This window comes from Azospirillum sp. 11R-A, assembly GCF_049472615.1.
GTDB classification, from domain to species: Bacteria; Pseudomonadota; Alphaproteobacteria; order Azospirillales; family Azospirillaceae; genus Azospirillum; species Azospirillum palustre.
In genome coordinates this window covers 688,224-706,604 of sequence record NZ_JBCEBL010000001.1, presented here as the reverse complement: position 1 = coordinate 706,604, position 18,381 = coordinate 688,224, and the positions used below count along the sequence as shown (strand labels likewise).

Genomic DNA, 18,381 nt, shown 5'->3' with positions numbered 1-18,381 from the left:
GCAGCCGCCCCAAGGACGGCAGGGTCACGCCGCCCGCCTGATCAAGGTGGGGAGCTTGCTGTGGCATACCTTGGCGATCATCTGGATCAATTTCTTCGGAACGATCGGTTTGACCAGATATCCGCGGGCACCAACTTTCAAAGATGTCGTGACGACAGTCTGTTCCGAATGGGCAGTCAGCATAAGGATCAACGTATCCTTCTTCCCAGGCAGCGGGATGATCGTCACGCTGTCCCACAGCATCTGGAAACCATCGCCCCGCTCGGCGATAATCCCCTCGTCAGCCTGCCCGCCGTGGCCGCCTGACCACCTGGCCAGACCGGTTGGAGAACCTGATGAGCGATCCAGAGGTCCTACACCACGCTTAGCAGGCTGCGGAAAAAGTCGGGCAAAGGAGGTAGGGAACCTGCATGTTGCTGCCTGATTGCCAAGGCGAATACCGCATATTGTAGCCTTTGGCTTCCGACGGGACTTTTTCCGCACGCTGTTAGGGGCACGATCCAACGGTACGGCCGGCAGCGCTACTGCGGTGCGTCCGCCATGTGGATGACGGCGCGGTCTGACCACGCCGGGTTGTCACTCTTCCAGACGAATGTATCCGCCGCGATACCACGCCTGAGAGAGAGAGCCATAGCAGCGGCTGCCTTGTCTTGGGTCGTGCAGGCTGCCAGGAGCACCCCCCAATGCCCTTGTGTCCTGACAGGACGCCACAATGCGGTTTTGAGGTCTGGATAGCGAGCCTCCACCAGCCGGGCGTAACGCCGCGCACCTTGTTCCGTCCTGTACGAGGCTATGAAAGTCCAGTACCTGATCCCCGATCCCGCGGTACCGCATTGCAGGTACGAAGTTGCATATTCTTCGGGCGAAGATGTCTCAAATTCCGCGGCTGGAACGTTTGGGTTGGCTGCATCTACGCAGAGCCGATCTTTCTGCAGGATTTCGCCGGTGAACGAGCTCTGGGTGGAGGGAAACGGGTTGAGCGGGCATTCCGGAAACGGGTAGAGCGGCCAGCTCAGATCACTGCGAGTGCGGGATGATCCCAGTATGCCGGCGGGGAAGAGCTTCAGGAACACCTTCTCCCTTAAATACGGATCAACCCATATCCGAAATCCCATTTGCCGGTTCCGCCAATAGTCGTGGCCGTAATTGTACCGGCCAGGCCCAGACCCCGGGCGCGCCTGATTTCTGGCGTAAGGCAGAGCGTGAGGCTGCCACTGATGATTACCGTCGATGCTGCGCACGGCCATAAACAAGGCACTGAAGTTGCCTGCGTAAGGCGGGTACACGGGCGTTCCGTAGCGCGGCGACACGTAGCCGGCCCCGGCATGGTCCGCGATCAGTTGATTTAGAGCGTCAGGCTGCAAGAGAGACAGCTTTGCGAGCACGACCGCACTATTGAGTGCGGCGAACGCCGCTGGATCGAGCCGGCCACCGGACAGCCCCACATCGGCATCGACTACCGATGCCACATCGCCGAACCGGAGCAAGTTCTTTCCGGAAGTGTCGCCGCCATAGGCCCCGTTCAACCTGTCCCGGCTTGCATTTTTCGGGTCGGATAGCAGGTCAAGGAAGTCACTTGTCGTTTTATCTGTCAGAAAACCGACAATTTCCAAGCCCGCCTTGCGCAGCTCGGGCTTGAGCTTCTTGACAACCTTCTTCTGGGCGGTGCGGCTGGGGAAAGTCAGCCACTGGAGTATCTCTGGCAGGTCTTCAATCGCATCGTCGAACTTCTGGTTTATCTCATCGATGAAATTCTTCACCGCGCAGGTGGCCTCGCCGAACTCGATCGGCGCTGCCGTGTACACGGACCCGTAGCACGAATACCATTCGGTGTATTCGGATAGCGGGTTGCCATCAGACAGGAGCATCTTTATGCCGGCGCGATGACTGGCATCGATATATTTGGCCGTAGCCTGGTCTATGTCACCAAGCCAGTTATCGATCAAGAGTGTAATGCCATTGTACTTATCGATGGCCTTTTTTATCTCATCGACAATGGCCGTTACCTTGTTGAGTTCGCCGGCGATCCGCTCCTGTATCTTTTTTAGCTCTTCGACCGCTTTGCGTGCGGCGGCGACGATCGTCTCCTGGGCTTCCTGCTCTGCCCGCGCGACGTCGACTGCAACTTGATATGTCCCTTGCGCTATCCCCTTAGCGGCCTCTTCGTGCCGTCTCTTCAGGTCCTCAATGGTACGCTTTGTTCCCTCGACATTGGACTTCGCAATATTCGCTGCCTCGTTGGCAGTCGCAACCTGGGCGTTGAGGCCGGAGATGTCGCCTTCGATCTTGGATACCTGGCCGTTGATGTCGCCCGCCGCTTTTTTGCATTCCGCGACGGCCGACGGTAATAAGATGATGTCACAGGCCAAATCTGCAATCTTCCCGCGTAGATCGCTGATCCTGTCGTGAAGTCCCTCTATCTCATTGGCAACACGCGCGGCCGTCTGGGCAGCGAAATTGACCGCGTCCGCGGCAATCTTCAGCTGCTCGGCAAGGAGTCTTTCCTGGAGCGTGAGAAGTTCAGGATAATTCTGGATCAGCTTGTTGGCCGCATCCAGCGCGCCGAGCGCCGCGTCAGTTGCTTGCTTCTTGATCGCAAGAAGGTCTTCCTCGGCGCGCAGTGACGCCGCGGCGGCCTCCAGCGCCTGTTTTCCGGTTGCCAGATCGATCTGTAGTTTCGCCTGCTCCTTGAAGCGATCGGCGCCAAATGTTGTGATGCTCTCAATAAGGTTTTGCGTCTCGTCGCGCGCGATCCGAACACCATTGCGAACATGGTACATCGCCGTGAGATGCGCGCCTGTCTGAGCCGCTTTGAAGTTCTGTGTCGCAACATCCTCGTTAAGGATCAGGCTGTCGCGCAGAAAGTCGGCAGGAGTTCCGAGCGACGCTTCAAAGTCGACCGCATTACCCGCGGCATCCAACGGCGCCGGCGTCAATGACTCAATGTACTTTTCGAGAAGGAAGTGCCGCCGCTCCACATCCCGCTCCCTGTCGGTGAGCAGGAAAATGTCGCCGGCCAGTGCATTGACGTACGTGTGCGCGAAGACATCGCCGGCCGCATGCGCGACAAAGCCGTAGGAAAATGCCAGGTCGGATGGGGAAGAAGAGCGGCCAACAAGCTGCCGCAGCCAATCATCGGTTTGCCATCCGTTTGTGACGCCGGGGTGGGTCGTCATCTGGCCGACTATGGGATCGGGAAAGACGTCCGGGCCTAGATTGCCCATCCGGTACTGATTAGGGTTTGAACGCAGCGCATTGAGAATGGGCGGCGCAACCTCGTAGGACTTGCCCCCAAGCTCAACGCGGCCGTCATCGAGCGCATCGTTGAGCACTTGCTGCCCGATCCAGAAGTGCGTCTTGAGGCTCCAGGCGACAGCGGGGTTTGTGCAGGCAAAGCTACCTGCTATCCCGACTACGGCAGCGATTGCTATTGCACGGTGCATCGGAGGCCTCCTGCAGGAAAAGGCAAGTCACACGAAGCTGGGAACAAAGTAGTCCTTGGCACTAGTGCACTGACTCATTCAGAAGGTGTAGGAAGCCGGGGCTTTGGTGCGCAAATGGGGGTGGTCACGAGCGTGGTGCATGGATGGGGAATTGGCGGGGGACTACGGCTCGGCGTAGACGTCGGGTCCTGTTGATGCCCGCGACGATCGCCGCCCGATGCCGTTCAAACACCTCGCTGGCCACCGCCATCAGTTTCCTCGTGCCCGGTACTACGTAACGAATTGAGTGGCCTATGAGGCTGGCCTACGTCAGCGCGGCAGTTTGCCCATCTGGTTCAGCGCGGAGGCCGTTCAGGCTTGGCGTGCCGCCCCACGCACCACCCGCGGCGGGCAGCCGCGCTACTCGACCGTGGCGATCGAGACGGCGCTGACCCTGCGGACGCTTTTCCGTTTGGCCTTCCGGCAGACCGAAGGGCTGACCCGACATCCTCTTTGTAAGCGGTGTTTTCATGCCACGGCGGGTTCGGCCTGCTGGGCATAGCTCCAGGGCAGCAGCTCATCAAGCCTGGTGATCGGATGTCCGCCGGCGAGTTTGGTCAGGACCTCGGCGAACCAGGCCTGCGGATCGACACCGCTGAGCTTGCAGGTTTCCACCAGCGACGCGATGGTCGCCCAGTGCTCGCCGCCGCCGTCGCTGCCGGCGAACAGAGCATTCTTGCGCGTGAGGGCGAGCGGGCGGATGCTGCGCTCCACGCTGTTGCTGTCGACCTCCACCCGGCCGTCGTCGAGGAACAGCGTCAACCCCTCCCAGCGGCTGAGCGCGTAACGGATCGCCTCGGCCAAAGTCGATTTGCGCGACACGGTCGCCAGTTGCTTTTCCAGCCACGTCTTCAGTTCCGCAATCAGCGGCGTCGAGCGGGCTTGGTGCCCCCGGCGGCGCGCTTCGGAGTGATGGCCGCGGATCTCGGCCTCCACCGCGTACAGCTGGGCGATGCGCCGCAAGGCTTCGCTGGCGGTCGGCGCCGAGCCGCCGGTCTGGAGATAATAGAAGCCGCGGCGGACGTGCGCTCAGCAGAAGGCGAGGCGCACGGCTCCGCCCTCGGCCAGCTTGCGATAGCCGGCATAACCGTCGACCTGGAGCACGCCGGTGAACCCCTGCAGATGCATCACGGGGCGTTCCCCCTTGCGATCGGGAGCATAGACGTAGGCCACCGCCGGCGGCTCCGGTCCGTTCCAGGGGCGATCGTCGCGTGCGTAGGCCCAGAGCTGGCCGGTCTTCGTGCTGCCCCGTCCGGGGGCGAGCACCGGCGCCGTCGTCTCGTCGGCGAACAGCTTGCCCGACGCCTTCAGGCTGGCCAGCAACCGCTCATGCAGGGGCCGCAGGTACCACGCCGCCCGTCCGACCCAGTCGGCCAGGGTGGAGCGGTCGAGATCGACACCCTGACGCGCGTAGATCTGGGCTTGGCGGTAGAGCGGCAGGTGATCGGCGTACTTGGACACCAGCACGTGGGCGATCAGCGCCTCGGTGGGGATGCCGGCGTCCACGATGCGCGCCGGCGCCGCGGCCTGCACGACGCCCTCCTCGCACTGGCGGCAGGCGTATTTCGGCCGGCGGGTCACCAGTACCCGGAAGAGGGCCGGGATGAGATCCAGACGTTGCGAGACATCCTCGCCGATGGGATGCAGCGTGCCGCCGCAACACGGGCAGGTCTTGTCGGCGACATCGATGAGGATCTCCTCGCGCGGCAGAGAGGCCGGCAGGTTGCCGCGATTCACCCGACGCCGTGGCGGCGAAGGGGCCGGCTTGGCCGCCGCGGAGCCGGCGGGCTCGGCCTCCTTGGCGGCCAGCGTCTGCTCCAGGTCCTCCAGCGCCAAGGCCAGCTGGTCCGGATCACGCCGTCGCGGATCGCTGGCCAGCGGAACTGGCCGGCCTCCAATCTCTTCGCGATGAGAACCAGTCCGGTGCCGTCCCAGTGCAGGAGTTTCACCCGGTCGGCTCGCTTGGAGCGGAAGACGTAGATGACCCCGCTGAAGGGATCAGCCCCCAGCTGCTGCTGCACCAGGGCGGCCAGCCCATCCATGCCCTTGCGGAAATCGACCGGCTTGGCGGCGACAAGAACCCGCACCGCGCCTTCGATGCCGATCACCGCGACGCCCTCACCGCGCGCAGCACCGCCTTGACGGTGGCGCTGTCCATGCCGGCCGGCACGCGCACCACCGCATCGCCGACCTGCACTTCGATGGCCGGGAGTTCCTTCGGTGCGGCTGGGGGCGGCGTGGTGTCCAGCACCACCGGCGCGAACACCAACCCCTCTTCCTGAAAGCGGTTGGCGGCACGCGCTTCCCGGCGCCAGTCGAACACCTGCTGGGGCCGCAATCCGTGACGCCGGGCCACTTCGGAGACCACGGCCCCGGGCACCGCCGCCTCGGCCAGGATCCGCGCCTTCTCCTCTGGCGACCAGGTCCGTCGCCCTACATCGCCCGTGATCACCTCCATGCGGCGCACCCGCACGAGCTCCTGGTCAAGCGTAAGGTCGAGCGTAGACACAAACCGTTCTCCCGATCATGCGATCCGGGAGATTCGCTCCGCCCCGATCCCGCCGGAAGGTGGGACCAGAACACCGCTTACTCCTCTTTCCCCGCTGTGCTGCGACCAGCGGAATATTTCATGAACCATGATCACGTCGGATGTGTCGTCACGCAACGCTTACCAACCAAGTTCGATTCGTCACCGTGGACATGACCGTCTACTACCGCGACGCCGGTGGACAGGCCAGCGGCATGGGCGCGCTCCAGGTACTCGGACACGGTGCTGCGCGCGACACCGAGCTGGGCTGCGATCTGGCGATCGCTGGTCGGCAGCAGGCTGCCGAATTTTAGGCGAAATAATTTACGGATCTGCCGCACGGAAAGCCTCAAGGCTGGCATCCGCGCCTCCTGTCGGTTGGATCAGGCGGCGGTGCTTGATAGAAGCCCTCCTCGCACGGAAGACGCCATCATCATGCCGACGATGGTACCGGTCGCCTTCACAGCGGAAGGGTGGCCGGCTTCATGTCGGAATGGTGGCCGCTTTCAGCCGGAATTTACAGGCGTTCGAGGCGACGCTGCGCGCGGTGGAGGCGCAGAATGAGGTTCGACGTGCGCTGGAGCAGTTGCAGGATCTGCGGCAGGCCGCGTAGGGAGATGATTAGGAAGGGCCGCGCAAAATTATGTTTTGCGTGGCCTGGGCAAAACTGTGAAAGCCACCTACCTTCTGGGAGCTGTGCAAGCGGCCAAGGGGGAGGCAGCGATGAAGACCTGGTACATCAGGGAGATTAAGGGCGAAGGCTACGGCCTGGACGGGCGCGAGGTGTCCGTGCAGGATTGGGGGGACGTGCCCGAATTCGAGGTGCGGGATTCGCTGGAGGCGGATGCCAAGCCACGCCAAGTGCGGAGAGACGACATTGAACTGGCGCTGAAGATCGTCGCCGGGGAGAGCCCGGGCTCTATTAGCCACTACGCCGGGGACGGCCAGCACCATACGACGCGCGACGGGACGTTCACGCACCACTACACGGCCGAGCTGATGCGCCTGCTGGTAGCGAAGCAGGCGGAGCTCAAGGCCCGCGGCGGCCGGCATCGTCTCTACCAGACCAACGCAGAGCGTTCCAAAGCGGCCAACCAGAACCGGAAGGCCAAGGGGAAGTGCGTGGTCAAGGTGGTGGCGTCGCCCGAGGAGCGTGAGCTGCTGCGAAGGGTCAGCGGCTACATCCAAGACACGCCGGCGGCGGCGGCGGTGCTGGCGCGGCTGCTGGACAAGCATGTCGCCGATCTCGAGGCGGCGCTGAAGACCGACCGGGCGGAGGCCGCCCGCAGGAAGGTGATGGCGGCGGCGGAGGCGAAGGCCGCGAAGGCGGCGGAGCGCATCCTGAAGGGGTGACGGTTGCCACACTTCAGGGGTGGTTGCCACACTTCGGATCGGGGATCGAAGTGTGGCAGGCCGGACGGCGCGGGAGGCGACTCTCGCGCTGTCTCCGTTGAACGTCTGAACTACTGCCTTGAATGCCTGTGCGAAGGCGACCGTCCTGGTAGCGCGCAGCGCCCGCCAGTTGGCCGGCGACCTGAGCGGACTGTCGCACATCATCGGTCGGGTTCGCACCGGGGACGTCGCACGCGACACAGATGCCGAGGGGGCGGCTGAGGTCGCTTGGTCCGTGCGGCGCGTCGCGGGACGAATCCTCGGAGAGGCTGAGCAGTCCGACGATATGGACTTGCCATTCTGAAAGAGGAGGCAATCAACGCCGGGGCAGGAAATAGACCGCCAACGCCGCCGCCATGATGGCCACGGCGATCGCCGAGAGCAGCATGCCGTCGGACCGTATGGCGAACCAGCAGACACCGAGCGAGGCGAGCGCCAACGCGCACGCGACCTGGGCGCGCACTAGCCATCTGAGGGGGATTTGGTCGGGTAGGGCCATGCGGTACACTCTACAGCGAACGGGAGGGCAGAACGAGATGGACGATCAGGGGACCCACGAATCGCTCATCGCGGACCATGAGCGCGCGAGCCGCCGGCTGCAGGCCCGACTGGCCCTGGTGCAAGGGCACAGTCATGCCACCGGGTGCGACCTCGAGGAGGCGGTCGACGAGGTGATGCTGCCGGCGGAGGCCTACTGCTTCCGGCCTGCGCTTCGGTCGGCGAAGGCGATGGAGGCGCAGCGTGAGGCGTGAGAAATCACGGGCGCAGATTCACCGGCGGATCTTCCCACCATCTGTCTTCGTTGGGCCGCAGGGGCAGTACAGTATCCACCGGCGCTGGCACCGGACGCCGTCCATGTGGGCTAGCAGACAGTGGACGCACTACAGCACGCTGGGTTGGCGGGCGACCCCTGATCTGCGGCGTGAAGGCCCAAGGTGGGCGTGCGGCTGGGGCTTGATGCGCAGGCGACGGCAGGGGCCGCTGATTGCAGGTATTCTCTTCAGAATCCCACCAGAGTTCAGCCTCGTCGAAAGCCTCCGCTCTGGCCGGTACCAGACATCGCCGACAATCGCGGCGGAACTGCTGAGAGAGTCGGACGACTACGCCGAGCTGACCGCCCATGAGCAAGCCGCCGCGCTTCGGGACGTCGTGCGGCGCTATGGTCTGGGGCGGTCCGGATGAGCAGACGCAGACGCCTCTGGCGGCTCAAGCAGCGGATCTTCCCCGGGCGGTACATCGCGGGGCCCTACGGGAGGTTCCGCGCGCCGCGCTGGTCGCCGCCGGTCCTCCGGAAAGGCCCAGGATATCTGGCGTTCTACGCACTCGGGCGGTATCGCACCCTGGCGGAACGAGGCCCGAGGTGGCGGCAAGCCTGGGGGCGGAAGTGGTACAATGCGTGGACGCGGAAGACGTCCAATTCCTTCCTGAGGCGTATCCGCGCCGGCCGATTCCAGACCGCCCCCGCTGTCGCTGTTGAGTTGCTTCTAGAATGCGAGGGCTACCGCAGGCTGACCGCTCACCAGCAGGTCGCAGCGCTGCGCGACGTGGCCCGGCACTACGGCCCGGGGAGAGCGCGCTGATGCGGTGGCTGCGTCTGTTCGATGCCTGGATGTTGGAGGTCGGTGCGGTGCGTGCGGCGGTGCGGTTCGCGGATGCGGATGGGTGCTACCACTAGAGCATGAGTGTGCCAACGCCGTCCGGTCGCCGTAATTTCTGCGGGAACCGGACGGACTCGGTCGCAGAGGCGTTGACAGACGCACGGACTGCAGCCCTGGCGGTGACATACAGCGAGCCGTCAGCTCACGAGTTGGCCGCTCTGGCGTCGGACGAGAGGCGCATCTCACAGGGGGGCACAATGAGCGGGGATGAGGGTGACAGCACGCACTGGAAGGTCGATGCCGTCTCCGGCATCTCTGTGCTCGACGCAGGGGCGTGGCTGGCGCTGGTGGAGCGTAAGCGCGGCGGCTGGTACTATCTGGTCCACAACGTCGAACGCACGGACGGCTTTCGCGGCGCGATGATTCAGAGCCAGCGGGGCTTCCAAAAGTGCGGGGAAGCACAGCAGGCGGCTGAGGCTGTGATGGTGGAGCAGGGAGGCCTGACATCGCACACCGCGGCGGCGCTCGCGCTCGCCAGGGAAAGCACAGGGGAGGGGCAGCAGTGACAGACCTTATTCTGCAGTGGGAGACACTTCGGCACGCGAAGGCGGGCTACATTGTCGCCTGCAGCCGGCCGGAGATGCAGGAAGGATGGTTCCTCTTCGTGGCGCCGCTGGACGGTGGTGCGGGCTGGGTCTGGAGGGCTGACGTGCCGGACCGCCCTGGATTGCAGTCCGGGTGCGCCGAATCGAAAAGGGCAGCGCAAGCCGCGGCCGAGGCGACGCTTCTCGAGATGCTGACAGCGCACGAGCGAGCTTCATTGCTGAGCGAGGTGAAAAGAATGGATAAGAAGACCCGAGAGTACAGCTTGGGCGAGTTTGTCGCAGGAATTACCGACCAGAACGTGCACCCGGAGATCGTCATTGGGCCACAACCGACCCGTGAAGCGGCGGATCCAGGGATTGTATCAAGGGGCGATTCGGCGCCGCCGGCGTCTTGAGCCGACGAAGGAAGCCATTGATTTTCTGAGAAATCCGGCGACATCGTGTTGCGACTGGGTAGAAGTGTAAGTGTTGGCGCCAAGTAGGACTGTCAGTGGGAGCGGCTTCAGCCTGGGCGTGCTTCCTGGTTGCCGGCCTTCTTCGGCATATCTGGCATGGATGCGTTCGGGTTCTGCTCGGCGGCGCTGTCATACTGGCCAACCAGCCCCCGCGTCAACTCGGTTTCCTCCAGCATGATCCGCTTGCGCCCGTAGGGCAGCGTCAGCTGTTGCCCGACATGGCGCTGTTCACGCCAGCACAGAACCTGCCGATTTGGTTCGTACAGGCGCCCCACGCCGGGCGGGGGAGTTGGCGGGCCGGGCGGCGAGGAATCCCCCAGCGGAGTGGCTCCGGGGCAGGCGCCGCCATGGCCGGTAATGACAGTTACCGGCCATGGACCCCGTCCGCCGCGCCGGCGGCCGTGCCGGGCGCCATCGCCTCCAGCAGCGACCAGGACAGGACGAAGGGGTAGAAGAGCAGGTTAGGCCGCCCGACGGGGCCGACCCGCGGCCGCCGGCGGCTGGGCGCCGGCCTCCCGCGGCGCCATTTGGCGCCGGTCGCCAACGCCGTACACCGCCCGCCGACGCAGCGTCGCCAGCGACAGCCCGTTGCCCACCCGGTACAGATCCTTGAGCCAACGGTTGCGGTTCTCAGCGTGGCCCTGCGACGGCCGCGCGCCGTACGCGCCCGCCGGCGCGTCGAACTAGGCGAAGACCTCGACCAGCCAGGCCTCGACCGCGGCGATCGGGCCGGCAAACAGCGCCGCCACGTCGCGGGCCAGCCGGCTCGCCGCGGAGTCGGGATCGTCGTCGGGGGACGGGAACGAGCGCAGCCAGGCGTCGTAGGCGTCGTTCGCCATCGACGAGCTGTGGCAGCGGTTGTAGATCGCGCCGAAGCCTTCCTTCAGGCGGTACGCCTCGGCCAGCAGCAGCGGCGCCGCCGCCAGCAGCCGGTCGAGCGCCCGCCGCTCCCCCTCGGTCAGGGCGTGGCGGCGCCGGCCGACCAGCGTGTGCTGCTCCTTGAGACGCGGGCGTTCGGCCGCCGGCACCGTCCGCAGGAAGCGCTTACGCGCCTCCTGGGCCGCCGCGACGAACAGCTGCAGGACGTGCCAGCGGTCGGCGACGATCGTGGCGGCGGGCAGGACGGCGCGGACTGCGTCACAGGTAGTGGACGGTCATGTCCATGGTGACGATCCGCACCCGGTCGAGGTCGGCCAGCCCGCGCAGCTCCACCTCCACCGTCGCCCGGCGGGTGTCGGCCCCCACCGCTAGAACCCGGTTGCCCTCCGGCACCGAGATCACCAGCAGGCCGCGCTTGCAGTCGTGGCCGACAACGCCGACGGCGGCCCGGCCGAGGTGGACCTCGTCGAGGCCGAGCACCGCCGCCGCGCGCGGGAGGTACGCCGCCTCGAGGGCATCGACGTGCGCCGCGACGAGGCCGGCGACGCTGCTCGCCGCCAGTCCGGTCTCGGCAGCCAGCCGGGCGACAGGGACCCTGAAGGAGCGGGCTTCGATGTAGGCGACCAAGCGCCGCGTCATGCGGCGGCCAGCGGCGAGGATGTCGGGCACGTCCGTGCAGGACGCTCCGCAGGCCACGCAGCGGTAGCGGCGGTAGGTCACGTGCAGCCGCACCGGCCGGCCGTGCCGGGGTTCGTCGGCGACCGCGAGCGCGCGTGTGTCATGGGCGTGCAGGCCGCCGCAGGCCGGGCAGCCCGCCGGCAGGGGGGTGACGACGGCGTCGATCCGCAGGCCGGCCGGACCGCCGCCGTGGCGGGACGGCGCGGCGGCGAGCCCGGGCAGGGCGAGGTAGTCGGGGGCGGCGGGGATAGGCGGGGTGGCCATGCAGGCTCTCCGGAGCGCGGGGGTTAGCCCCGGTCAGCCGCCCGGCCGGCCCCCGCCTCCCGAAGGATGCCTTCGTACAGCCGGTTGTAGCCGCCGAACGCATCGGCCTGCAGGCAGCCCGTAAAGCCGGCCAGATGCCGTTCAAGATGTTCGCCTTGGCGGTCGTGCGAGTAGTAGAACAGCGCTGCTGGTGGTGCTTGGCCGGCGAAGGGCCGGTCATCACGCACATACATCCACGGCCGCAAGGTGTCGTTCTTGCCCTTGGTCAGTACGGACACCGTCGTGTCGTCTCCATGCAGCCGCTCGGCCGTCAGCACATGCGTGGCGGTCAGCCGTGCAGCGGCTTCAGCACTGCGGCGGCGGTGCCCAGTTGGTTGGCCAGAGTGGACAGGCTGCGGCAGCGATCTGTTAGTCGCCACTGACGTCATCCATCATCCGCCACGCGCGCACCCGCGGTCTCAATCTGCCAGACGAGAGAAGTCCGTGGCGTATAGAAGCTTTTGCAGCCAGGCCGCTTCGCCGGACAACACCACGCCCGTGAGTAATATCTCACGATATGCCCACGCATGGCTCAGTTCGCCACAAATTCTAGCGCCTACGCAGCGTAGTAGCCTTTTTTGACGATCAACCATGTGTTACGGTCTGCGCCATAGGCGAACAGAAATATATGCCCACAGCCGAGGGATGCGCTGTCCGGGGGAGATCAATGGCTGAGTTTCCGAATGGTCTTGTCAGAGGCGAAGAAGCGAAAAAAATCTATGTCCAGCGCGCTAAGGGTGTCGACGAGAAAACGGTCACTGCGGCCAAGAAAGAGGCATTAGCGACCAAGGTTCAGGGCGAAGAGCAGGACGGCTGGATCATTGCTAAAAGGAACAAGACCTCGGTTCGCATGTCGAAACCCAAGTTAGTTGACCGCCAGCTTGAGGATGACGTTTGGTGCTTGCTGCATCGCCTTGGGTTCACGGAATTCAACGCCGACCGAAACTTTACCATAAAGCTCGGTCCCACGGCGCCCGGTCGCCAGATCGATATCTTCGCCAAAGATGATGAAACCGTCTTCATCGTCGAGTGCACCCATGCCCAAGAGGCCGGCTCCAAGTCGGTCAAGGGATTGATCGATAAGATCAACGGCATGCGCGATGACATCATCAAGACTATCCATGCCCATTATGGTAAGGAACCAAAACTCAAGGTCAAGTTCTGCATCGCTACCCGGAATGTCGACTGGCGGAAGGCCGATAAAATTCGGGCCGCCGAATCCAGAATCGCCGTTTTGACCGAACAAGATATTGCTTATTATACCAAACTGACCGACCACGTACGCGAGGCTGCCCGCTATCAGTTCCTGGCCCGTTACCTCAAAGGTGAGGGTGTTGACGGCCTGCGCACCGATGTTCCGGCGACCAAGGGGAACATGGGTGGAACCACGTTCTACAACTTCCTTATTTCGCCTTACGAACTGCTGAAGATCGCCTACATCAGCCACAAGGCCACTGGCGTCAACGACCTAGACACCTATCAGCGCATGGTGAAGCCATCGCGCCTGAAGGCGATTGCCAACTATATTGATGAAGATGGGCAATTCCCCACCAATATCGTTATCAACTTTAAGACCAAGCACCCGCTGGAATTTCAGAAGGGGCCAAGCCAGCACGGTTCCTTCGGTACCCTCAAGCTCCCCGGACTCTATGGCTCGGCCTGGGTCATTGATGGCCAGCATCGCCTGTACGGTTTTGCCTTCGCCAAGAAGGGCAAGAAGCATCTCGTGCCGGTGCTCGCTTACGAGAATCTGCCGTCGATGCAGGAGCGCAAGCTGTTCATCGACATCAACAGTGAGCAGGTGAAGGTGCCGAAAAGTCTGCTGCGGGAGATCTATGCTGAACTAGATGCCGACTCCGATGATGTGGGCAAGCGGCTCGAAGCGCAGTACCCGAGGATTGCGCTCCGGCTAGACGAAATGCCCGGTTCGCCGATCCTTGACCGGCTGCAGACATCCTCAAAGCCCGACAAGGACCATCGCCGCTGCCTGACGTTAACTTCGTTGGCGGAGGGCATTAAGGAAAACCGCTTCCTCGGCACCGTCGTCGTGAATCCGGGCGCGACGCCCATGATCCAGCCAGGTTACCTGAGTGACCTGTCCGGCGATTTCGACACCACCGCAGAGAAAGCGGCCGATGTCATCGCCGGGTACTTCAAGATGTTCGCCGACGGTGTGCAGGGGCACTGGGATTTGGGCGCCGCGAAAGGTGGCTTCCTGGCGACCAACAACGGCATCCGCGCGTTGCTGCGCCTGCTAAAGGAGATTCTAACCTTCATCGATCACAACGAGCATGTGAAGCTCGATGCGATGGAAGCTAAGGATATCCTGGAAAAGGTTGAGTACTACATCGAGCCGGTCATCGATTTTTTCAAAAACGCGGGCGAAGCAGAAGTGCAGAACTTTCGCTCTCGCCAAGCATTGGACGGCGTAAAGAAAAATTGCCTGGGCATGATGGGCATCATTGCTGAGAGCAAGCCGGAATTCTCAACTGTTGAGCTTAAGGAGTATATGGATAGCCGCGACAAGGAGGGAACGAGCGTTGCGCGTGATTTGATCGATAAAATTAACGCCATCCTATTTGAGGATGTTCTAACGAACCTGCAGAAACACTACGGCACCGCAAAGGAAAACTGGTGGTGGAAGGGCATCCCGCAGTCCACCCGCGAAAAATGCGACGGCCAAGTGAACCGCGACAACGGAGAAAAGGAGCGCTGGCGCTATCTATCGCTGGCCGATTATCAAGGCATCGTCGTTCATAACGGCAACTGGCCTCTGTTCGAGGGCCGCTACGATTTCGACGGCAAGGGTAATAAGGGCGACCGTGTTCGCTGGATTGGCCGTTTGTGCAAGGTCCGCCAGACCACCCATCATCCCGAGAAAGGTCTTATTTCAAAGGATGATGTTGCCTTCGTGAAGGCGACCTATGCCATGGTGAAGCAGAAGATTCAGAAGCCGGACGAGACCGATGCGGCCTGACCCCAAGCCGGTGGGCGTCGGAATTCCCACAAAGATTTAGGCGTAGATCGACAGCGCGAGGTCAGATAGGTATATTGCCGGCAAGCACGGTCGCAACGGGCATCGAATGGCAAACAAGAACATCCTGCTTATCGAGCCGGGATACCGAAACAAGTATCCTCCGCTGGGTTTGATGAAGATTGCCGCCTACCATGGGCCGGACGGCAAGCGCGACAATGTGCGATTCATCAAGGGTGAGGATAAGTCCGTCCTCGGCACCGGCTGGGACCGCGTTTACGTCACGACCCTGTTCTCGTTCGAGTTTGAGCGTATCTCGCGCGCCATCGACTTTGCCTTGGAGGTTGTACGCGGTCAGGCAAGTAAGGTTTTCGTCGGTGGCATCGCTGCCTCATTGATGAATGGCAGGTTCATCGCCGAACCACGCTGGCGTGGCGTGCGCTTCATCTCTGGCCTGCTCGATAAATCACCGGCCATGGCGTTGCAGCTGGATGAGTTTGAGGAGGAACTTTACGCCGATGACACCGACGGAACGCCGATCGAGTCCTTGGTGCCTGACTATAGCATTCTTGACCACGTGGACTACAAGTACCCGGTTCGGGACGGCTACTTCCTCTATGCATCCCGTGGCTGTATCCGCACTTGCAGCTTTTGCGGCGTTCCCAAGCTGGAAGGTGGTATGCGTGAGACACCATCTATCACCGCTATCGTCCGTGAGATTGAGCGTCGCTACGGCGAGAAGAAAGATCTCATTTTCATGGACAACAACATCACCGCCTCACCCAAGCTGAAGAAAATCATGGATGAAGTGGTAGATTTGGGTTTCGGTCGGGGCGCCACCATCATTCGCCGTGGGGTAGCCATTCAGCGCCGGGTCGACTTCAACCAGGGCGTCGATGCCCGTGAACTGGCGAAGAATCCGGAACTGATGAAGCAGTTGGCGCGCGTATGCGTCAGTCCGCTGCGCATCGCATTCGACCATTTGGGCTTCCGCAAAGAATACACGACGGCTATCCGGCAAGCCGAGGCTAACGGCCTCAAGGATCTGTCCAACTACATGCTCTACAATTTTAAGGAGCCGCCGTCCGATTTGTTTGAGCGCATGTATCTGAATGTGCGCCTCAACGAGGAACTGGGTATCCGCATCTTCAGCTTCCCGATGCGCTATCAGCCTGTCGACCTGATCGACCGTTCACATGTTGGTCCGAAATGGACCCGGCACCAGTTGCGCTCAGTTCAGGTCATTCTCCAGGCCACCCATGGCATCGTATCAGGCACCCCCGATTTCTTCCGGGAAGCCTTTGGCAGCACAACCAATGAATTCATGGACCTGTTGCTCCGACCGCATCACATGATCTTCAACCGCTTTTGGTATAAGCCGGGCGGCGGTGGTGAAGCTGAGTTCTCTGAGTTCCAGACATCTTTCGGCCAGCTCTCCGGGTCCCAGAAATCCGAGATGCTCCACCTTCTATCGGAGGTCATGTTCGACCTTCCCGGCAAGCCCAGGCTGACCCGTGAGCAACTGCGCGAGCGATTTTCCCAAGAGCATGATGACCTGCTGCGCCGGACGCTGGAGTTTTATATTCCACCGACCAAGAATGAGGAGCGCAAGATCTGGGAACTGCAGAAGGTCGCCCGCATGAAAGCGGCTGCTGACGCCAACTTCGGCCTACCTGAGGACGAGGTGGTGGAAGATGCCGGCTTGCAGGAACTCACCGATGTGGCCGAGACCTCGGAAAAGCAAGTAGCTTAGAGATCATGAACAAGCACACTTATGTCTCGTTTCCTGCTGAGATTGTCATTGGCAAGGACGTGCTGGAACTCGTCAGTTCGGCGATGTATATCGATCCACTGACGATTTATCGTGAGTACATTCAGAACGCTGCCGATTCCATAGACGCGGCGCGGATCGCCGGTGTACTGGATCCCGATAACGTCGGCCGGGTTGACATCACTTTCGACCTCAACCATACGACCCGCTCAGTGAAGATCCGTGACAATGGTCTCGGCGTCCCCAACGGCGACTTCGCCAAGCGCCTGACAGCGATTGGCGGTAGCCGCAAGCGCGGCACATCTGCACGGGGTTTCCGTGGCATTGGCCGCCTTGCCGGTCTCGGCTATTGCCAGGAACTGATCTTCCGCTCACGTTCGGTCGGCGACTCGGTGGTTCATGAGCTTCGCTGGGACTGCCGCGTGTTCAAGAAGCTCATGTCAGACGCAACCTATCAGGGCAGCCTACATGACCTAATTCAAGCTGTCGCTCAGGTCATCGAGATCGATCCCAAGGGCTGGCCAGAGCATTTCTACGAGGTCGAACTAGTCAAGCCGGTCCGTATCGGTAAAGACGTCCTTATGAACCGTGAAACCATTGCCAAGTATCTGAGCCGGGTTGCTCCAGTGCCGTTTTCGCCTGAATTCACATTCGGCGCCCAGATTCGGGAGCATCTGGTCCAGCATCTCGGAGAAATGGGCGAGATTCAAATCCACATTGATGGCGCGGAAGAACCGGTCTACCGGCCCTACCGCAACGATTTCGCCTACGGGGAAGGCAGGCGCGACAAATTCAACGACTTTAAGCCCATCATCATCGAAGGCCGCGATGGTGGTGTCGGCGCCGTTGGTTGGTTGCTGCATCATAGCTACTTCGGCGCCATTCCCAGTGCCGAGGGCATCCACGGCTTGCGCGCCCGCAAGGGTAACATCCAGGTAGGTGATCACCGTATTTTCGCTGACGTGTTCCCCGAGCCTCGCTTCGCGTCCTGGACTGTTGGCGAGATACACGTCCTTGAGCCGCGAGTAGTTCCGAACGGTCGCCGTGACGAGTTTGAGCAGAACGTCCACCACGACCACTTGATCAGTCGCTTGCGCGAGACTGGCGACCTCATTGGCCGAATGTGCCGATCCAGTTCGGTGGTCCGCAACCGGATCAAGGTTTTCGATATCGGCGCCCTCAAAGTCGAAGAGCAGTTGAAGATCCTAGAACAGGGCGCCGTCAACGGGTCAACAGCCGAGGCGATCGTCGAGGAGATCCGCAGTGAGATGTTCGAGATCAAGCGGGTGACCGAGGCTAGCGTACTGGCTGAGACCGATCGCACCGGTCTGACCCAGCGTTACAGCCAACTCGAGGAGCGGCTGACCAAGACAAGCGCTACATCTTTCGGAGGCACCGATGCCCTAGGTGCGCTGCCAGAAGGTGAGCGCGCCATTGTTCAGCGAATGATCTCTTTGATTTACGAGTGCTCGGCCAACCGCGTTGCCGCGAAGTCTTTGGTTGACCGCATTCTTGCGCGTCTCGGCGAAAGCTGATGGATAATGTCTGGATGCATGGGAGTATGCAGGCGTCCGTCGCTCCTATGTCACGTCTGATTATCTGAGAGCTCTAACGGCTATCACCTTGCGAGACCGCTGGCCGCATCAGGTCCCCGCGGTCACTTCCCACAGTGCGTACTGAATTTATGCTGCTATATCCACTGCATTTCCGCCGGTTG

16 protein-coding genes and 4 pseudogenes are annotated in these 18,381 nt (G+C 62.2%); 8 read left to right on the top strand and 12 right to left on the bottom strand.

The window, feature by feature from the left end:
- Window positions 1-24: 24 nt before the first annotated feature.
- Together VH569_RS03375 and VH569_RS03370 are read right to left on the bottom strand one after the other, a co-directional pair.
- Window positions 25-243, bottom strand: a complete 219-nt coding sequence (locus VH569_RS03375) for a response regulator (RefSeq protein ID WP_423314026.1) — start codon at window positions 241-243, stop codon at window positions 25-27.
- Between the two features lie 278 nt (window positions 244-521).
- On the bottom strand, window positions 522-3,443 hold the full coding sequence (locus VH569_RS03370) for a zinc dependent phospholipase C family protein (protein WP_423314024.1): 2,922 nt from the start codon (window positions 3,441-3,443) through the stop codon (window positions 522-524).
- Window positions 3,444-3,729: 286 nt separating this feature from the next.
- On the opposite strand from VH569_RS03370, the pseudogene VH569_RS03365 reads away from it, so the two are divergent.
- Window positions 3,730-3,921: pseudogene (locus VH569_RS03365) on the top strand (transposase); the annotation flags it as partial.
- A 29-nt stretch (window positions 3,922-3,950) separates the two neighbouring features.
- Here VH569_RS03365 and tnpC read toward each other — a convergent pair.
- The 4 genes and pseudogenes from tnpC to VH569_RS03345 all read right to left on the bottom strand — a co-directional run.
- Window positions 3,951-5,417 (bottom strand): annotated as a pseudogene (gene tnpC / locus VH569_RS03360) (IS66 family transposase); the annotation flags it as partial.
- Window positions 5,384-5,524, bottom strand: a pseudogene (tnpB, locus tag VH569_RS03355) (IS66 family insertion sequence element accessory protein TnpB); the annotation flags it as partial. The pseudogenes tnpC and tnpB, both read right to left, overlap by 34 nt.
- 62 nt (window positions 5,525-5,586) lie before the next feature.
- Window positions 5,587-5,991 (bottom strand): IS66-like element accessory protein TnpA, encoded by a 405-nt coding sequence (gene tnpA, locus VH569_RS03350; protein ID WP_423314022.1) that lies wholly within the window; start codon window positions 5,989-5,991, stop codon window positions 5,587-5,589.
- Window positions 5,992-6,122: 131 nt separating this feature from the next.
- Complete coding sequence (locus VH569_RS03345; protein ID WP_423314020.1) at window positions 6,123-6,371, bottom strand: hypothetical protein; 249 nt, start codon at window positions 6,369-6,371, stop codon at window positions 6,123-6,125.
- 361 nt (window positions 6,372-6,732) lie between these two features.
- Here VH569_RS03345 and VH569_RS03340 point away from each other — a divergent pair, with 361 nt between their 5' ends.
- The gene (locus VH569_RS03340; RefSeq protein ID WP_423314018.1) at window positions 6,733-7,362 is read left to right on the top strand and encodes a hypothetical protein; all 630 of its coding nucleotides are present in this window, start codon (window positions 6,733-6,735) and stop codon (window positions 7,360-7,362) included.
- 355 nt (window positions 7,363-7,717) lie between these two features.
- Here VH569_RS03340 and VH569_RS03335 read toward each other — a convergent pair whose 3' ends face one another.
- Complete coding sequence (locus VH569_RS03335) at window positions 7,718-7,840, bottom strand: hypothetical protein (protein ID WP_423314016.1); 123 nt, start codon at window positions 7,838-7,840, stop codon at window positions 7,718-7,720.
- 97 nt (window positions 7,841-7,937) lie between these two features.
- On the opposite strand from VH569_RS03335, the gene VH569_RS03330 reads away from it, so the two are divergent.
- The 3 genes from VH569_RS03330 to VH569_RS03320 all read left to right on the top strand — a co-directional run bounded on the left by VH569_RS03330 (window position 7,938) and on the right by VH569_RS03320 (window position 9,999).
- A complete protein-coding gene (locus tag VH569_RS03330; RefSeq protein ID WP_423314014.1) occupies window positions 7,938-8,153 on the top strand; it encodes a hypothetical protein in 216 nt (71 codons plus the stop codon).
- Window positions 8,154-9,256: 1,103 nt separating this feature from the next.
- Window positions 9,257-9,565 carry a hypothetical protein gene (locus VH569_RS03325; RefSeq protein WP_423314012.1) on the top strand — a complete coding sequence of 103 codons (309 nt, stop codon included), beginning with the start codon at window positions 9,257-9,259 and terminating at the stop codon, window positions 9,563-9,565.
- Window positions 9,562-9,999: a hypothetical protein gene (locus VH569_RS03320; protein ID WP_423314010.1), complete on the top strand. Its 438-nt coding sequence runs from the start codon at window positions 9,562-9,564 to the stop codon at window positions 9,997-9,999. Before VH569_RS03325 ends, VH569_RS03320 begins: the two co-directional genes overlap by 4 nt.
- 107 nt (window positions 10,000-10,106) lie before the next feature.
- Here the strand turns inward: VH569_RS03320 and VH569_RS03315 are convergent, their stop codons facing one another.
- From VH569_RS03315 to VH569_RS03295, 5 genes and pseudogenes are all read right to left on the bottom strand, one after another.
- Complete coding sequence (locus tag VH569_RS03315) at window positions 10,107-10,235, bottom strand: hypothetical protein (protein ID WP_423314128.1); 129 nt, start codon at window positions 10,233-10,235, stop codon at window positions 10,107-10,109.
- Between the two features lie 188 nt (window positions 10,236-10,423).
- Window positions 10,424-10,603 carry a hypothetical protein gene (locus VH569_RS03310; RefSeq protein WP_423314008.1) on the bottom strand — a complete coding sequence of 60 codons (180 nt, stop codon included), beginning with the start codon at window positions 10,601-10,603 and terminating at the stop codon, window positions 10,424-10,426.
- 139 nt (window positions 10,604-10,742) lie between these two features.
- Window positions 10,743-11,165: a transposase gene (locus tag VH569_RS03305; protein ID WP_423314126.1), complete on the bottom strand. Its 423-nt coding sequence runs from the start codon at window positions 11,163-11,165 to the stop codon at window positions 10,743-10,745.
- Window positions 11,166-11,196: 31 nt separating this feature from the next.
- Complete coding sequence (locus VH569_RS03300) at window positions 11,197-11,880, bottom strand: transposase family protein (protein WP_423314006.1); 684 nt, start codon at window positions 11,878-11,880, stop codon at window positions 11,197-11,199.
- Between the two features lie 71 nt (window positions 11,881-11,951).
- Window positions 11,952-12,274: pseudogene (locus VH569_RS03295) on the bottom strand (IS66 family transposase); the annotation flags it as partial.
- Between the two features lie 312 nt (window positions 12,275-12,586).
- Between VH569_RS03295 and VH569_RS03290 the strand changes: the two are divergent.
- The 3 genes from VH569_RS03290 (at window position 12,587) to VH569_RS03280 (ending at window position 18,199) form a co-directional block, all read left to right on the top strand.
- A complete protein-coding gene (locus VH569_RS03290; protein WP_423314004.1) occupies window positions 12,587-14,896 on the top strand; it encodes a DGQHR domain-containing protein in 2,310 nt (769 codons plus the stop codon).
- 106 nt (window positions 14,897-15,002) lie between these two features.
- The gene (locus tag VH569_RS03285; RefSeq protein WP_423314002.1) at window positions 15,003-16,646 is read left to right on the top strand and encodes a hypothetical protein; all 1,644 of its coding nucleotides are present in this window, start codon (window positions 15,003-15,005) and stop codon (window positions 16,644-16,646) included.
- A 5-nt stretch (window positions 16,647-16,651) separates the two neighbouring features.
- On the top strand, window positions 16,652-18,199 hold the full coding sequence (locus tag VH569_RS03280; RefSeq protein ID WP_423314000.1) for an ATP-binding protein: 1,548 nt from the start codon (window positions 16,652-16,654) through the stop codon (window positions 18,197-18,199).
- Window positions 18,200-18,381 lie beyond the last annotated feature (182 nt).

Bases quoted from the DNA above. Each gene is read 5' to 3' on its own strand.
- VH569_RS03345 (WP_423314020.1), bottom strand. From the start codon at position 6,371: ATGCCAGCCTTGAGGCTTTCCGTGCGGCAGATCCGTAAATTATTTCGC.
- VH569_RS03340 (WP_423314018.1), top strand. From the start codon at position 6,733: ATGAAGACCTGGTACATCAGGGAGATTAAGGGCGAAGGCTACGGCCTG.
- VH569_RS03370 (WP_423314024.1), bottom strand. From the start codon at position 3,443: ATGCACCGTGCAATAGCAATCGCTGCCGTAGTCGGGATAGCAGGTAGC.
- VH569_RS03315 (WP_423314128.1), bottom strand. From the start codon at position 10,235: ATGCTGGAGGAAACCGAGTTGACGCGGGGGCTGGTTGGCCAGTATGAC.
- VH569_RS03300 (WP_423314006.1), bottom strand. From the start codon at position 11,880: ATGGCCACCCCGCCTATCCCCGCCGCCCCCGACTACCTCGCCCTGCCC.
- VH569_RS03330 (WP_423314014.1), top strand. From the start codon at position 7,938: ATGGACGATCAGGGGACCCACGAATCGCTCATCGCGGACCATGAGCGC.
- VH569_RS03280 (WP_423314000.1), top strand. From the start codon at position 16,652: ATGAACAAGCACACTTATGTCTCGTTTCCTGCTGAGATTGTCATTGGC.
- VH569_RS03285 (WP_423314002.1), top strand. From the start codon at position 15,003: ATGGCAAACAAGAACATCCTGCTTATCGAGCCGGGATACCGAAACAAG.
- VH569_RS03290 (WP_423314004.1), top strand. From the start codon at position 12,587: ATGGCTGAGTTTCCGAATGGTCTTGTCAGAGGCGAAGAAGCGAAAAAA.
- VH569_RS03375 (WP_423314026.1), bottom strand. From the start codon at position 243: ATGCTGTGGGACAGCGTGACGATCATCCCGCTGCCTGGGAAGAAGGAT.
- VH569_RS03325 (WP_423314012.1), top strand. From the start codon at position 9,257: ATGAGCGGGGATGAGGGTGACAGCACGCACTGGAAGGTCGATGCCGTC.